This window comes from Stenotrophomonas sp. (genome assembly GCF_059505245.1).
On record NZ_JCACKF010000019.1, the window covers coordinates 40,894 to 56,304 of the forward strand.

The following is a 15,411-nucleotide window of genomic DNA, read 5'->3' on the forward strand; positions in this document are numbered from 1 at the left end:
GCGATGAGCTACACCCCCGAAAACGCCCAGCTGCTGAACGCCATGCAGAACGTCATGGTGATCTCCACCACCGACCTGCAGGGCAACATCACCTACGCCAATGACCTGTTCTGCACGCTCACCGGCTTCGCCCGCGAGGAACTGATCGGCCAGCCGCACAGCATCGTGCGCCACCCGGACGTGCCCAAGGCCGTCTACAAGGACATGTGGGACACCATCAAGGCCGGCAAGACCTGGACCGGCATCGTGCCCAACCTTGGCAAAGGCGGCGTGCTCTACGTGGTCGACACCACCGTGCAGCCGCTGTTCGACGCCGACGGCAACATCACCTCGTACATCAGCATCCGCCGCGTGGTGAACGACCTGATGCAGAACTACGACCTGGTCGAGTTCAGCAAGGAAAAGTTCGACGACTTCTACGAGGCCGCGTGAACGCTCTCCCGACCAGTACACCCTTCAGCCGCCTGCTGGTGGGTTTTGCGTCCGAGTCGGGCAACGCCCGCGCCCTGGCCCAGCGCCTGGGCGCGGGCCTGCAGCTGCACGGGCCGCAGGTACTCCCGTTCAACGACATCGACGTGGCCAGTCTCGGCCAAGGCGATGTGCTGCTGGCAATCTCCAGCTCGTTCGGCGATGGCGAACCGCCGGCCAATGGCGAGCAGTTCTTCGAAACACTGCGCCAGACCCCGACGCTGCGCGGCCTGCGCTATGCGGTGTTCGGCCTTGGTGACACCGGCTACCCCAGCTTCTGCGGCTTCACCAAGGCGCTGGATGCTGCATTGAGCGAGCGCCAGGCCCGGCCGCTGCTGCATCGGGTGGACGCCGACCTGGGCTACGAGCAGTTCTTCCAGCAATGGCAGCCGGTGCTGGGCCAGGTGCTGGAGGGTGACCTCAGCGCTGGCCAGCACCTGCACCTGCAGGTCACCGCCTATGGCGAAGACAATGCCTTTGCCGCGCGCATCCTCGAACGCCGCCGCTTGAACAGCAGCGACCCGGCCGCGTGGCACCTGCAACTGGACATTGCCGGCAGTGGCATGGCCTATCGCGCGGGCGACACCCTGCACGTAGTACCCGAGAACGACCCTGCCCTGCTGCAGGCATTGGCCACCTGGTACGGCGACACCACCGCCGTGGCCGCCCTGCATGACCGCGAGCTGCGCCTGCTGAGCAAGGGCGTGCTGCGCGAACTGGCCCGGCTGGGCGGTAGTGAGGCACTGAAGGGCCTGCTGAAGGTCAGTCAGAAGCGCGAGCTGGACGCCTACCTGCACGGCCTGGACCTGCTGGACGTGCTGCAGGACCACGCCACCCCGGACAGCGTGCCGCTTGCCCGGCTGCGCGAACTGCTGTCACCGCGGCTGCCGCGCGCCTATTCGATCGCCTCGCACCCGTGCGACGACCAGCTGAGCCTGTGCCTGCGCGAAGTGCGCTACACCCTGCGCGGCCGCGAACGCTTCGGCACTGCCACCGGCAGCCTCCTGCATGGCGGCGACCATGCCCGTGTGTACTGCCGCTCCAACCCCGGCTTCCACCTGCCCGATACCGGCGAGGCACCGCTGCTGCTGGTCGGTACCGGTACCGGCATCGCACCCTTGATGGGCCTGCTGCAGGAACTGCAGGCCAACGCCTGCGAACGCGAAGTGCACCTGGTGTTTGGCGAGAAGCACCGCCAGCACGACTACCTGTACCGTGACCAGCTGCTGGACTGGCGTACGCGTGGCGTGCTGGCCGGCCTGCATACCGCGTTCTCGCGCGATGGCGCCGAAAAGATCTATGTGCAGCATGTGCTGCAGCAGCGCGGCGATGAAGTGCGCGATGTGCTGGCCCGCGGTGGGCATCTGTACCTGTGCGGCAACAAGCGCCACCTGGAAAGCGCGGTGCGCGAGGCCATCGATGCCATCGGCGGCGAAGGGCACTGGGACGCGCTGCGCGATGAAGGCCGCACGCACTGCGAGCTGTACTGATCCATGACCACCGGACCGCACGGACCTTGAACCGGTAGAGCCGGCCGCTGGCCGGCTGCTCAGGATTCCGTGGTTGCCGGCCAGCGGCCGGCACTACCATCAGATGTGCCCAACCATCGCCGGCGCGTCCATCACGGGTCAATTGCCGACCATGCGGCCATCCACCACGCGCGCCACCTGCTGGCCGAACATGGCCACATCCTGCGGGTCATGGCTGATCAACAGCAGCGGAATGCCGGTCTTGTCCAGCACGGTCTCCAGCTCCTGGCGCAGATGATGGCGAAGATCATGGTCCAGCGCGGAAAACGGTTCATCCAGCAGCAGCGCCTGCGGCTGTGTCACCAGCGCGCGCGCCAGCGCGGTACGCTGGCGCTGTCCGCCGGAAATCTGTGATGGCAGCAGATCGCCCACCGTGTCGATGCGGAAGGCGTGCAACCACTGCTCCACTGCATCGAATCGCTGACCCACGCGCGGATTCAACCAGCCCTTCTGCAGCCCGAACGCCACGTTCTGGCGCACGCTCAGGTGCGGGAACAGCGCGTAATCCTGGAACACGTAGCCCAACCGGCGGCGCTGCGGCGGCAGATCCACACCGGTGGCCGCATCGAACAGGGTCTGTCCCTGCACGCGCACATGGCCCTGGCCCGGCCGCAGCAGGCCGGCCACCGCCTTCAAGGTCAGGCTCTTGCCCGCGCCCGAGGGCCCGAACAGCACCACCTGGCGTTGCGTGCACTGCAGCGATACGTCCAACACGAAATCCTGGCCGGCCGCCTGCAGGCGGCGCTGCACCTGCAGGTCAAGCCACATCGCGCAGCTCCCGGCGACGCCCGCCTACCAGCCGCGCGGCCAGCAACAGGATCACGATGCATACCACCGAGGTCAGGATCACCAGCGCATTGGCCTTGCCGTCCTGTCCGGCCTGCACCGCCTCGTAGATGGCGATCGACAACGTCTGCGTGCGGCCGGGAATGCTGCCCGCCACCATCAGCGTCGCGCCGAACTCGCCCATCGCGCGCGCAAACGCCAGCAGCAGGCCGGCGAGGATGCCGCGCCAGGCCAGCGGCAACGTGATGCGGAAGAACACCGCCGCTTCGGACACACCCAGCGTGCGTGCGGCCTGCTCCAGCTGCCCGTCCACTTCCTCAAACGCCGCGCGCGCCGGCTTGAACACCAGCGGCAACGAAGCCACCGCCGCCGCGATCACCGCCGCCTGCCAGGTGAACACCAGGTTGATGCCGAACCACGACTGCAGCCACGCGCCGATCGGGCCGTTGCGACCGATCAGCACCAGCAGGTAATAGCCCAGCACCGTCGGTGGCAGCACCATCGGCAGGGTCAGCAGCGAATCCAGCAGCTCACGGCCGGAAAAGCGCCGACGCGCCAGCAGCGCGCCCAGTGCCACGCCCAGCACCAGATTGATCGCGGTGGCCCAGCCGGCCACCTTCAGCGACAACCACAGTGCGCTCCAGTCGAGATCCATGCCTCAGGGCTTGCCGAACCCGTGCTTGGCCAGGATCGCCTGGCCCTGTGCCGAACGCACGAAGGTGGTGAAGCGCTTTGCTTCGGCGGGCTGCGCGCTGGCCTTGGTCACCGCCAGCGGATAGGCAATGCGCCCCGCCACCGGCACCGCGAAGGCGCGGCGCACCCGATCAGGCATTGCCTGCGCATCGGTGGCATAGACGAAGCCGGCGTCCACTTCGCCGCGCGCCACGTAATCCAGCGACTGGCGCACGTTCTGCGTGGTGATGGTCTTGCCCTGCACCGACGGCCACAGGCCTGCCGCTTCCAGCGCGCCCTTGGCATAGCGTCCGACCGGCACGCTGTCCGGGTTGCCCAGTGCGATGCGCTGCACGCCGGCACCGGCCAGATCCTTCAAGGTACGCGGCGCGGCCTTGGCCTGCGGCGGCACCACCACCCACAGCGCATTCACCGCGAACACCTCGCGGGTACCGGCCGCCAGCAGGTCCTGCTGCTGGGCCTGGTCCATCGTGGTTTCGTCGGCCGACGCGAACACATCCACCGGTGCGCCACGGCTGATCTGCTGCAGCAGCACGCCGGACGCGGCGAAGTTGAAATCCACCTTGGTCCCCGGGTGCGCCTTCTCATAGGCGGCGCCCAGTTCGCGGAAGCTCTCGGTCAGGCTCGATGCCGCCGACACCGTCAGGTCGGCCGCCCAGGCCGGCACCGTGGCCAGCAGGCCCAGCAACAACAGTCCAGCTCGCTTCATCGTCGGCTCCCGGCCAGGTTCAGTTCGGATCGGATTCGTCGGCCACCGCCAGCGCCACCAGGCGCTCGGGCTGCAGCAGCAGGATCTCGCGCTGCTTCACCGCGATGATCCCATCATCGCTCAGGCGGCGCAGCACGCGGCTGGCGGTTTCCGGCGCCATCCGCAGGTAATTGGCGATCTCGGTACGCGCCATCGTCAGGTTGAAGCGCGTGGCGGAAAAACCACGCCGCGCGTAACGCTCGGACATGTCCAGCAGGAACGCGGCCATGCGCTCTTCGGTACGGTGGTTGGCGGCCAGCGTGGCGACCTTGCCGATCTCCGCACTGAGCAGGCTGAACAGCTTGGCCTGCAGCCCCGGCATGCGCGTGGCCAGCGAGCTCAGCTTGGGGAACGAGATGCGGCACAGGTGCACCGTATCCAGCGCCACCGCATTGCAGGGGAAGCGCGAACCGTGGATCGCGTTGAGGCCGATCACTTCACCCGGCAGGCTGAAGCCCAGCACCTGCTCGTTACCCTGGCTGTCATCGACGAAGGTCTTGACCATGCCCGCGCGCACCGCAGCAATCGAATCGAACGATTCGCCGGCGCGGAAAATGTAGTCACCCGCATGGAACGGACCGACATGGTCGACCAGCACGTGCAGATCGCCCAGTGCGGTCTTGTCGTAACCCTGCGACATGCATGCGTCGGAGAACGCGCAGGTGCTGCAGAAGTGCAGTGCGTCGCCATCATCGGCGGCGGCGGGGTTGGGTGTGGCCCGGCCGAGACGGCCCTGCGAAGGCGGAATTGAAGACATCGGGGCAAGACTCAAGCGATGGCGGCCGCCGGCCGGAAGCATGCGGCCATCATACGCCACAGCAGGCGCCCTTCTTCGGCCAGGCGCAGCACGCGCGCATCCCACTGCGCCCAGCCGCGTGCCAGCAACGGCGACAACGCGGGCAGCTGTTCGGCGAAACATTCCTCGAACGGTTCATCGTTGCGCCACTCGAAGGCAGCCGCATCGAGGGCATGGTCACAGGCGATGCTCTGCGCCACTTCGGCCACCAACCGCTCGTCCTCTGACAGGATCAGCCCGGCGGAGACTCCCATGTGACCCGCCTGCAGCCGCGCACGCCATTCGCCCAGTTCGTCCTCCAGCCGGTAGAACACCTCGCCGATCTGGCTGCAGGCGGACAGCCCAAGGCCGATGAAATCGCTGCGGTCGCGGCGTGGCACACCGGCAAGATCGCAATGGCGCTGGCCATCGCCCGGACCGTGCGGGTTCGGCAGATCGCCGCGCTGATAGTGATCGCCACCAATCGGTTCGTAACCCGTAGCGCGCAGCAGGCGCCAGGCCTGCAGCCAATGGACGGCCGAGGGGTGTTCCGGCAGCGCACACGGCGCCGGCAGCAGGATGCGCTCGGGCGCCTCGGCCAGTACATCATGCAGCCGCTCGATGAAGCCGGCGTCCTCGCGACCCGGCACCCGCAACTGGTAGTAGCGCGCGGTGAAGCCCACCTGTCGCGCCTGTGCCAGCAGGGTCGGCCCGGGTGCGTCGGCGCGATCAATCACGTTCAGGCGGGTGCAGCCCACCGCGCGCAGCTGCGCCGGCGCCAACGCGCTGCCCGCATCCAGCCGCACCTCCACCTGCGGTCGCGCCACGGTACGCAGGTGCTGAGGCACCGCGTCCAGCAGCTGGCCCAGCTGCGGCGGCGGCAGCGTCTCGGCCAGCCCCAGCTGCAGCACCATCGCCACCACTTCACGGTCCTCGGCCAGCACGTCGGCCTGCAGCCGCAGCGCCAGCAGCAAGGTGTCCAGATAGGCCTGCGGCGGCACATCGCGCCCGCCACGACCGGCCTGGAAGCCGAGCGTCAAGCCGCGTGGGATCAGGTGCTCATTGCTGGCGCGCATGGCAGCGCGCCAGCCGCTTTCGCCAAAACCAGTACTGAACTGGTCAGCCGGCGGAAACAGCACGTGCCGCGGTTGCCGCAGCAATGCTGCCTGCAGCGCAGTGTCCTCGCTCTCGTCAACGTGGAAGCTCATGGCAGACATCTTCGGGCGTTCCTCTTCGCGTGGCCCTGATTGAAATCAAGCGTGGCGCATCTGGCGGTTGCTGCCGGCCAGCGTCCGGCACTACCCCTTCACCCACCATTTGGTAGTGCCGGCCGCTGGCCGGCAGCACCCTTCACCCGCCGCGCGAACGATCAACGGACGCACGGCGCGCCGCCCTGGTAGTGCCGGCCGCTTGCCGGCAAAGACCGTCACCCGCCGCGCAACCGCTCGCCGGCGGCCGCATCGATGGCTTCGGGCAGATCGGTTTCGCGGTCGATCTGCGGGAAGTGGCGGCGTTCCATGCGACGGATCGCGAAGTGCATCCATGCCAGCGCAGCGGCCACCAGCACGAACAGCAGCATGAAGCAGCTGCTCCAGATGCCCACCGCATCGTTCAATGCACCGAACACGATCGGCAGGATGAAGCCACCCAGGCCACCGATCATGCCGACCACGCCGCCCACGGCACCCACGTGCTTGGGGTAGTACACCGGGATGTGCTTGTAGACCGCGGCCTTGCCCAGCGACATGAAGAAGCCCAGCACGAACACCAGCACGGTGAACATCACCACGCCGATGGCCAGATGGAAGTGGATCGGGCCATGGATGCCCTTCACCACATACTCGGTATCCGGGTAGGCCAGCAGGAAGGTGCAGATGGCCGACACGCCGAAGGTCCAGTACATCACCCGGCGCGCGCCCATCCGGTCCGACATCCAGCCACCAACCACGCGGAACAGGCTGGCCGGGATCGAATAGCACGCCGCCAGCATGCCGGCATGGCCCACGTCCATGCCATAGGCGCCCACCAGGTAGTGCGGCAGCCACAGCGCCAGCGCCACGAAGCCGCCGAACACGAAGAAGTAGTACAGCGAGAACCGCCAGACCTGCAGGTTCTTCAGCGGTGCCATCTGCTCGGCGAACGGCACCGGCTTCACGCCCTCGCGGCGGCGCTGCTCCAGCGACGGGTCTTCCTTGCTGAAGAGGAAGAACAGCACCGCAGTGACAGCCAGCGCAACGGCCCAGACCTTGGCGACCATGGTCCAGCCGGCTGCCACCATCACCAGCGGCGCCAGCAGCTTGGTCACCGCCGAGCCGATGTTGCCGGCACCGAAGATGCCCAGCGCGGTGCCCTGCTTGCTGGCCGGGAACCACTTGGAGACGTAGGCCACGCCCACCGAGAAGTTGCCGCCGGCGATGCCCACGCACAGCGCGGCAATCAGGAACTGGGTGTAGGTCTGCGCGTAGGTCAGCATCCAGGTGGCCACTGCGCCACACAGCATCACCAGCACCATGACCTTGCGGCCACCGAACTGGTCGGACCAGATGCCGAGGAAGACCCGGCTGACCGAACCGGTCAGCACCGGCGTGGCGATCAACAGGCCGAACTGGGTGTCATTCAAGCCGAGCTGTTGACTGATCTGGATGCCGATGATCGAAAAGATCATCCACACCGCAAAGCACACGGTGAAGGCGAACGTAGTCAGCCACAGCGCACGTTGCTGCTGACCGGCACTGGCGGGGGCAAGGGCCTGGTTCATGAATTCTCCTCGTTCATGGGGATTCAGCCGATATCCGCTTCAGCCGATATCCGCTTCGGCTTCGATCGCATCCAGCCCGCGCACCGGGTAGCGTTCCTGCAGCTGCAGCAGGTAGGCCTGCACCTCGCGCTGGCGCACCTGCAGTTCCAGGTAGTCGCGCAGCTGCGGCAACACGGCATCGAACGGCTGCGGCTGGCCTTCCTCGCGTGCATCGACGCAGACCACGTGGTAGCCCCAGCGCGATTCCACCGGGAAACCGGCCAGGCCCTCGCGCAGGCGGAACACCTGGCGGTCGAACTCCGGCGTGGTCTGCCCACGCTGCAGCCAGCCCAGGTCGCCGCCCTCGCTGCTGGATGGGCAACGCGAATGGCGCAGGGCGAAATCGGCGAACAGGTGCGGCGACTCTTTCAGCAGCCCGACCAGCCGCTCGCCCTCGGTACGTGCGGCGAAGCGCCCAGCCACGTCGTCGGCCGGCGCGGCCAGCAGGATATGGCGCAGGCGCACACGGTCGGGAGAGCGGAAGCGCTCCGGGTTCTGCACGAAGTAGCGCCGGCAGTCTTCATCGGTCGGCACGCGGTCTTCGATCGCGTCTTCCAGCAGTTGCTGGATCAGCACTTCCTCATCGCTTACCCGGTTGCCCTCCGGTGCCTGCAGGCCCAGCCGCTGCGCTTCCAGGCGCAGCAGCTCGCGCACCACCAGTGCACGTGCCGCTTCGGCACGTGACTGTTCCGGGCGCATCGCCCGATGGTGCTGCATCTCGCGGGCGATGTCGGCCTCGCTGATCGCGGTCTCGTCCACGAACAGCCGGCACGGCGCCGGCTGCCCGAGCGAGCGCGCCCCCTGCGCTGCCGCGTCATGGTGATGCGAATGCGCCTCGGCAGGAACCGGCGCGGCGGAGTCGATCACGGTGATCGGCAGGAACTTCGGCAGGCTGCCCATGGCTTACTCCCGCGGCCCGTAGCGCAGCGTGGCCTGGCGGCGGCGCACCACCTGGTACGGCCTCCACAGGTAGCTGATCGGAATGCTCCACACGTGCACCAGGCGGGTGAACGGCGCGATCAGGAACAGGGTCAGGCCCAGGAAGATATGCATCTTGTAGACCCAGCTGACGCCCTCGATGTAGTCGGCGGCACCGGCACGGAAGGTCACGATATGCTGCGCCCACTCGGCCAGCTGCACCATCACCCCGCCGTCCAGGTGGCCGGACGAGATGCGGATGCTGTACAGGCCCAGGCACAGCTGGGCGAACAGCAACACCAGCACCAGGGTGTCACCGAAGCTGCCGGTGGCCCGCACGCGCGCGTTGAACAGGCGGCGTACCAGCAGGATGCTGATGCCGATGAAGCACAGTGCGCCGAACACACCACCGACCACCATCGCCAGCATCTGCTTCTGCGAGGAGGTGATGAAGTGCTCGTACACTGCGTGCGGGGTCAGCAGACCGACCAGGTGGCCACCGAGGATGGCCAGGATGCCGATGTGGAAGCAGTTGCTGCCGATCCGCATGCCCTTGTCCGACAGCATCTGGCTGGAGCCGGTGCGCCAGGTGTACATGGCCTTGTCATAGCGGGCCCAGCTGCCGATCAGCAGCACGGCCACGGCGATGTACGGGTAGTACTGGAAGGCGAATTGATGCAGGGAGTAACTCATGGCTGGACCTCTCGATGCGAAGGACGGGCCGGCGAACGCACGGGCGGCTTGCAGTCTTCGGCGGGGGCTTCGGCACCGAAGCGCACCGCCTCCTCCTCCCACAAGCGGTCCATGGCCTCGGCGGTATCGTCGCGGACTTCTTCGCTGGCACGCTGGCGCAGCGCCTGCAGATCGGCCTTGCCGTCCCCGGCTTCGACCAGGATCTCGAACAGCACCCGGTGCGGCAGCTCACGCTCGGCGGCACGCGCGGCCAGCATCCCGGCGATATGGCCGATGTGGTGCAGCCACTCGCGGGCCTCGCTGCCGGGGCGATGGGCCAGGAACTCCAACAGCAGCGGCAGGTAATCCGGCAGCTCGCGCGCATGCAGTTCGAAGCCGTTGCGGCGGTAGGTTTCGACCAGGTCGACCATGGCCTGCCCGCGGTCGCGCGACTCCCCATGGATGTGCTCGAACAGCAACAGGCTCATCGAGCGGCCGCGGTCGAAACTGGCGAGCCACGCCGCCTGCGCATCCAGCGCATCGGTGGCCAGCAGCTGCTGCACGAAGCTGCGCAGCTGCTGGCGGCGGGCGGCGTGCAGCGCCGGGTCGTCACAGGCAGCGAGCAGTTCCTCGCCGTGCTGCCACAGTTCTTCACGGGGGTAATCCAGCAACACCCCGACCAGCTTGAGCACGCTCATCACACCACCTCCTTGCGGCGGTGGTTCGGGCCCTTGTCCACCACGAAGGTCGTGGTCTTGCGCTGCCCAAACAGGCCGGCCGGGCTGTCACCATTGCAACCGTTGCCGAAGGTGAAGCCGCAGCCGCCGCGCTCGCCGAAGGCGTCGTTGGCATACTCGCGGTGGCCGGTCGGAATCACGAAACGGTCCTCGTAGTTGGCGATGGCCAGGTAGCGGTACATCTCTTCCACCTGGGCGATGCTCAGCCCGGTCTGTTCCAGCACCGCAGTGTCTTCCACGCCGTCCACGTTCCTGGCCCGGCGCCAGGCACGCATGGCCATCAGCCGCTCCAGCGCGCGTACCACCGGCGCCTCGTCACCGGCCGTCAGCAGGTTGGCCAGGTAGCGCATCGGAATGCGCAGCGAAGCCACGTCCGGCAGCTCGCCGCTCATGCCCACGCGGCCACGTTCGGCGGCGGACTGGATCGGCGACAGCGGCGGTACGTACCAGACCATCGGCAGCGTGCGGTATTCCGGGTGCAGCGGCAGCGCCAGCTTCCAGTCGATCGCCAGCTTGTACACCGGCGACTGCTTGGCCGCATCCAACCAGCTGTCCGGGATGCCCTCCTTGCGCGCGGCGGCGATCACCGCCGGGTCGTTCGGGTCCAGGAAGATGTTCAGGTGGGCCTGGTACAGGTCCTTCTCGGCGGCCACCGAAGCGGCCTCGGCGATGCGGTCGGCGTCGTACAGCATCACGCCCAGGTAGCGGATGCGGCCCACGCAGGTTTCCGAGCACACGGTCGGCTCACCCATCTCGATGCGCGGGTAGCAGAAGATGCACTTCTCCGACTTGCCGCTCTTCCAGTTGTAGTAGATCTTCTTGTACGGGCAGGCCGACACGCACATGCGCCAGCCGCGGCACTTGTCCTGGTCGATCAGCACGATGCCGTCTTCCTCGCGCTTGTAGATCGCGCCCGAGGGGCACGCCGACACGCACGCCGGGTTCAGGCAATGCTCGCACAGGCGCGGCAGGTACATCATGAAGGTCTTCTCGAAGGCGCCGTAGATCTCCTTCTGCACCTGGTCGAAGTTGTAGTCGCGCGAGCGCTTGCTGAACTCCGAACCGAGGATCTCCTCCCAGTTGGGGCCCCACTCGATCTTCTGCATGCGCTCGCCACTGATCAGCGAACGCGGCCGCGCGGTGGGCTGGTGCTGGCTGTCCTTGGCGGTGTGCAGGTTCTGATAGTCGAAATCGAACGGCTCGTAATAGTCGTCGATCTGCGGCAGGTCCGGGTTGGCGAAGATCTTGGCCAGCATGCGCCAGCGGCCACCCGCGCGTGGCACCAGCTTGCCGGCGCGGGTGCGCACCCAGCCGCCGTTCCACTTGTCCTGGTTCTCCCATTCCTTCGGGTAACCGATGCCCGGCTTGGTTTCCACGTTGTTGAACCAGGCGTACTCGACGCCCTCGCGCGAGGTCCAGACGTTCTTGCAGGTGATCGAGCAGGTATGGCAGCCGATGCACTTGTCCAGGTTCAGCACCATCGCGATCTGTGCACGGACCTTCATCACACCACCTCCTTGCTGGCCGATGCCGAAGCACCAGCGGGCTGTTCATCGTCCAGCCAATCGATCTTGTCCATCTTGCGTACGATCACGAACTCATCGCGGTTGGTACCGCAGGTGCCGTAGTAGTTGAAGCCATAGGCCAGCTGCGCGTAGCCGCCGATCATGTGGGTCGGCTTGAGCACGATGCGGGTCACCGAGTTGTGGATGCCGCCGCGGGTGCCGGAAATCTCTGAGCCCGGCACGTTGATGATGCGTTCCTGGGCGTGGTACATCATCGCCATGCCCGGCATCACGCGCTGGCTGACCACCGCACGGGCGGCGATCGCACCGTTGACGTTGAACAGCTCGATCCAGTCGTTGTCGACGATGCCGGCGCTGCGCGCGTCGTCCTCGCTGATCCACACGATCGGGCCACCACGCGACAGCGTCTGCATGATCAGGTTGTCGCTGTAGGTGCTGTGGATGCCCCACTTCTGGTGCGGGGTGATCCAGTTCAGCACGATCTCCTTGTTGCCGTTCGGGCGCTGGTTCAGCAGCGGCTCCACCGTGCGCGTGTTGACCGGCGGCCGGTAGCTCATGAAGGCCTCGCCAAAGTCGATCATCCACTCGTGGTCCTGGTAGAACTGCTGGCGACCGGTCACCGTGCGCCACGGAATCAGCTCGTGCACGTTGGTATAGCCGGCGTTGTAGCTGACGTTGTCGTCTTCCAGGCCCGACCAGATCGGCGAGGAAATGATCTTGCGCGGCTGTGCCTGGATGTCACGGAAGCGGATCGCCTCGTGCTCCTTGCCCACGGCCAGGTGGGTGTGCTCGCGGCCGGTGAAGGTACCCAGCGATTCCCAGGCCTTCACCGCCACGTGGCCGTTGGTTTCCGGCGCCAGGTGCAGGATCACTTCGGCCGCGTCGATCGCGGTCGAGATGGCCGGGCGGCCCTGGCTTACGCCTTCTTCGTGCACGGTGTGGTTCAACTTGCCGAGGAATTCCACCTCGTGCTTGGTGTCCCAGCTCATGCCCTTGCCGCCGTTGCCCTGCTTGTCCAGCAGCGGGCCGAGCGAGGTGAACTTGCGGTACAGGTTCGGGTAGTCACGCTCCACCACCGTCATCGACGGCATGGTCTGGCCCGGAATGGCCTCGCACTCGCCCTTCTTCCAGTCGGCCACGCCGAACGGCATGCCCAGCTCGTTGGGGGTGTCGTGCAGGGTCGGCACCAGCACCAGGTCCTTCTCCACACCCAGCACGCCCGGCGCCATCTCGCTCACGGTGCGGGCCACCTCCTTGAAGATGTCCCAGTCACTGCGCGATTCCCACGCAGGGTCCACCGCCTTCGACAGCGGGTGGATGAACGGGTGCATGTCCGAGGTGTTGAGGTCGTCCTTCTCGTACCAGGTTGCCGTCGGCAGCACGATGTCCGAGTACAGCGCGGTGGTGCACATGCGGAAGTCGAGCGTGACCAGCAGGTCCAGCTTGCCTTCCGGCGCCTCGTCGCGCCACTTCACCTCCTGCGGCTTCACTGCGCCCATTTCGCCCAGGTCCTTGCCCTGCAGCCCGTGGCGCGTACCCAGCAGGTGCCGCAGCATGTACTCGTGGCCCTTGCCCGAGGAACCCAGCAGGTTCGAGCGCCAGATGAACATCATGCGGGGGTGGTTCTGGCTGGCGTCCGGGTCGGCGAAGGCGAAGTCCAGCGAGCCATCCTTGAACTTGCCCAGCGCGTAGTCCGCCGGGGCCACGCCGGCCGCTTCGGCCTCGCGTACCAGCTGCAGCGGATTGCGGTCCAGCTGCGGGGTGCTCGGCAGCCAGCCCATGCGCACCGCGCGCAGGTTCAGGTCAGCCAGGCTGCCGCCGTACTTGCTGGCATCGGCCAGCGGCGACAGCAGCTCGTCCACCTGCAGCTTCTCGTAGCGCCACTGCCCGGTATTGAAGTAGAAGAACGAGGTGCCGTTCATGTGGCGCGGCGGCTTGCTCCAGTCCAGGCCGAACGCGAGCGGCTGCCAGCCGGTCTGCGGGCGCAGCTTTTCCTGGCCCACGTAATGCGCCCAGCCGCCACCGGTCTGGCCCACGCAACCGCACATGATCAGCATGTTGATCAGGCCGCGGTAGTTCATGTCGTTGTGGAACCAGTGGTTCATGCCCGCGCCGACGATGATCATCGAACGGCCATGGGTCTTGTCGGCGGTACGCGCGAACTCACGGGCGATCTCGATCACCTCGGCGCGCGACACGCCGGTGATGCGCTCCTGCCACGCCGGCGTGCCCGGCACCATGTCATCGAAGCTCGATGCCACGTTGCCGCCGCCAAAGCCACGCTCAACGCCATACTGGGCCAGCAGCAGGTCGTAGACCGTGGCCACCAGCGTCTCGCCGCCATCGGCCGTGGCCAGCCGGCGCACCGGAATGTTGCGGTCCAGTACTTCTTCGGCCGGTGCGGCGGTCCAGCCATCGCTTTCAATGCCACCGAAGTACGGGAAGCTCACCGCCTCGATGCCGTCGTTGGCGTCGGACAAGCTCAGGCGCAGGTGTGTGTCGGCGCCGTTGCTGGCCTTCTCTTCAATGTTCCAGCGGCCCTTCTCACCCCAACGGAAACCGATCGAGCCATTGGGCACCACGATCTGGCCGCTGTTCTCGTCGTAGGCCAGGGTCTTCCAGTCCGGGTTGTTGGCTTCACCCAGCCCGCCCAGCTCACTGGCACGCAGGAAGCGGCCCGCCACCAGGCGGCCATCGTCGCGGCGCTCCAGGCGCACCAGCATCGGCATGTCTGAGTACTGGCGGCAGTAGTCCTGGAAATACTGCGAGGGCGAATCGACATGGAACTCGCGCAGGATCACATGACCGAACGCAAAGGCCAGTGCCGCGTCGGTGCCCTGCTTGGGGTGCAGCCAGTGGTCGGTCAGCTTGGCCAGCTCGGAATAGTCCGGGCAGATCGCCACCGTCTTGGTGCCGTTGTAGCGCGCCTCGGTGAAGAAGTGCGCATCGGGCGTGCGCGTCTGCGGCACGTTCGAGCCCCAGGCGATGATGTAGCGGCTGTTGTACCAGTCGGCCGATTCGGGCACGTCGGTCTGCTCGCCCCAGATCTGCGGCGAGGCCGGCGGCAGATCGCAGTACCAGTCGTAGAAGGACAGGCAGGCGCCACCCAGCAGCGACAGGTAGCGCGCACCGGCGGCGTAGGACACCATCGACATCGCCGGAATCGGCGAGAACCCGACCACGCGGTCCGGGCCGTACTGCTTCACCGTATATAGGTTGGAGGCGGCGATGATCTCGTTGGCCTCTTCCCACTGCAGGCGCACGAAGCCGCCCATGCCGCGGCGGGTCTTGTACGAACGCGCCTTCTCCTTGTCCTCCACGATGCTGGCCCAGGCATCGACCGGGGCCTTGCTCTTGCGCGCTTCGCGCCACAGGCGCAGCAGCGTGCCGCGGATCAGCGGGTACTTCAGCCGGTTGGCGCTGTACAGGTACCAGGAATAGCTGGCGCCACGCGGGCAGCCACGCGGTTCATGGTTGGGCAGGTCCGGGCGCGTGCGCGGGTAGTCGGTCTGCTGGGTTTCCCAGGTGACCAGGCCGTTCTTGACGTAGATCTTCCAACTGCACGAGCCGGTGCAGTTCACGCCATGGGTGGACCGCACGATCTTGTCGTACTGCCAGCGGGCACGGTAACTGTTTTCCCAGTCGCGGCCCTCGCTCTTGGCAAATCCATGGCCATCGGCAAAGGTCTGGGGGTCACGCTTGAAGAACTGCAAGCGATCGAGGAAATAACTCATCGGGGGTCTCCCTTTGCGGACATCGGCA

Annotated in this window: 13 protein-coding genes; 2 read left to right on the plus strand and 11 right to left on the minus strand. The window is 66.7% G+C overall.

Annotated elements, in window-relative coordinates:
* Positions 1-3 precede the first annotated feature (3 nt).
* Together AC5JLE_RS08315 and AC5JLE_RS08320 are read left to right on the plus strand one after the other, a co-directional pair.
* Positions 4-432: a PAS domain-containing protein gene (locus AC5JLE_RS08315; protein WP_164110450.1), complete on the plus strand. Its 429-nt coding sequence runs from the start codon at positions 4-6 to the stop codon at positions 430-432.
* Positions 429-1,958 carry a diflavin oxidoreductase gene (locus AC5JLE_RS08320; protein ID WP_496065192.1) on the plus strand — a complete coding sequence of 510 codons (1,530 nt, stop codon included), beginning with the start codon at positions 429-431 and terminating at the stop codon, positions 1,956-1,958. Before AC5JLE_RS08315 ends, AC5JLE_RS08320 begins: the two co-directional genes overlap by 4 nt.
* A gap of 138 nt (positions 1,959-2,096) precedes the next feature.
* Here AC5JLE_RS08320 and AC5JLE_RS08325 read toward each other — a convergent pair whose 3' ends face one another.
* From AC5JLE_RS08325 to AC5JLE_RS08375, 11 genes are all read right to left on the minus strand, one after another.
* Positions 2,097-2,765 carry an ATP-binding cassette domain-containing protein gene (locus AC5JLE_RS08325; protein ID WP_496065193.1) on the minus strand — a complete coding sequence of 223 codons (669 nt, stop codon included), beginning with the start codon at positions 2,763-2,765 and terminating at the stop codon, positions 2,097-2,099.
* Entirely contained in the window at positions 2,755-3,438 is a 684-nt protein-coding gene (gene modB / locus AC5JLE_RS08330; protein WP_496065194.1) for a molybdate ABC transporter permease subunit, read from the minus strand. The genes AC5JLE_RS08325 and modB overlap by 11 nt, the downstream gene beginning before the upstream one ends.
* Positions 3,439-3,441: 3 nt before the next feature.
* Positions 3,442-4,185, minus strand: coding sequence for a molybdate ABC transporter substrate-binding protein (modA, locus tag AC5JLE_RS08335; RefSeq protein ID WP_032959963.1), 744 nt, complete (start codon positions 4,183-4,185; stop codon positions 3,442-3,444).
* A 19-nt stretch (positions 4,186-4,204) separates the two neighbouring features.
* The gene (locus AC5JLE_RS08340) at positions 4,205-4,981 is read right to left on the minus strand and encodes a helix-turn-helix domain-containing protein (protein WP_032959964.1); all 777 of its coding nucleotides are present in this window, start codon (positions 4,979-4,981) and stop codon (positions 4,205-4,207) included.
* An 11-nt stretch (positions 4,982-4,992) separates the two neighbouring features.
* Positions 4,993-6,207: an oxygen-independent coproporphyrinogen III oxidase gene (locus AC5JLE_RS08345; protein WP_496065195.1), complete on the minus strand. Its 1,215-nt coding sequence runs from the start codon at positions 6,205-6,207 to the stop codon at positions 4,993-4,995.
* A gap of 218 nt (positions 6,208-6,425) precedes the next feature.
* The gene (locus AC5JLE_RS08350) at positions 6,426-7,757 is read right to left on the minus strand and encodes an MFS transporter (protein WP_038646068.1); all 1,332 of its coding nucleotides are present in this window, start codon (positions 7,755-7,757) and stop codon (positions 6,426-6,428) included.
* A 39-nt stretch (positions 7,758-7,796) separates the two neighbouring features.
* Positions 7,797-8,696, minus strand: a complete 900-nt coding sequence (locus AC5JLE_RS08355) for a peptidylprolyl isomerase (RefSeq protein ID WP_032959967.1) — start codon at positions 8,694-8,696, stop codon at positions 7,797-7,799.
* 3 nt (positions 8,697-8,699) lie between these two features.
* Positions 8,700-9,407 carry a respiratory nitrate reductase subunit gamma gene (narI, locus tag AC5JLE_RS08360; RefSeq protein ID WP_010485313.1) on the minus strand — a complete coding sequence of 236 codons (708 nt, stop codon included), beginning with the start codon at positions 9,405-9,407 and terminating at the stop codon, positions 8,700-8,702.
* The gene (narJ, locus tag AC5JLE_RS08365) at positions 9,404-10,084 is read right to left on the minus strand and encodes a nitrate reductase molybdenum cofactor assembly chaperone (protein ID WP_496065196.1); all 681 of its coding nucleotides are present in this window, start codon (positions 10,082-10,084) and stop codon (positions 9,404-9,406) included. Before narJ ends, narI begins: the two co-directional genes overlap by 4 nt.
* On the minus strand, positions 10,084-11,628 hold the full coding sequence (gene narH / locus AC5JLE_RS08370) for a nitrate reductase subunit beta (RefSeq protein ID WP_496065197.1): 1,545 nt from the start codon (positions 11,626-11,628) through the stop codon (positions 10,084-10,086). Before narH ends, narJ begins: the two co-directional genes overlap by 1 nt.
* Positions 11,628-15,383, minus strand: a complete 3,756-nt coding sequence (locus AC5JLE_RS08375; protein WP_496065198.1) for a nitrate reductase subunit alpha — start codon at positions 15,381-15,383, stop codon at positions 11,628-11,630. The genes narH and AC5JLE_RS08375 overlap by 1 nt, the downstream gene beginning before the upstream one ends.
* Positions 15,384-15,411: the final 28 nt, after the last annotated feature.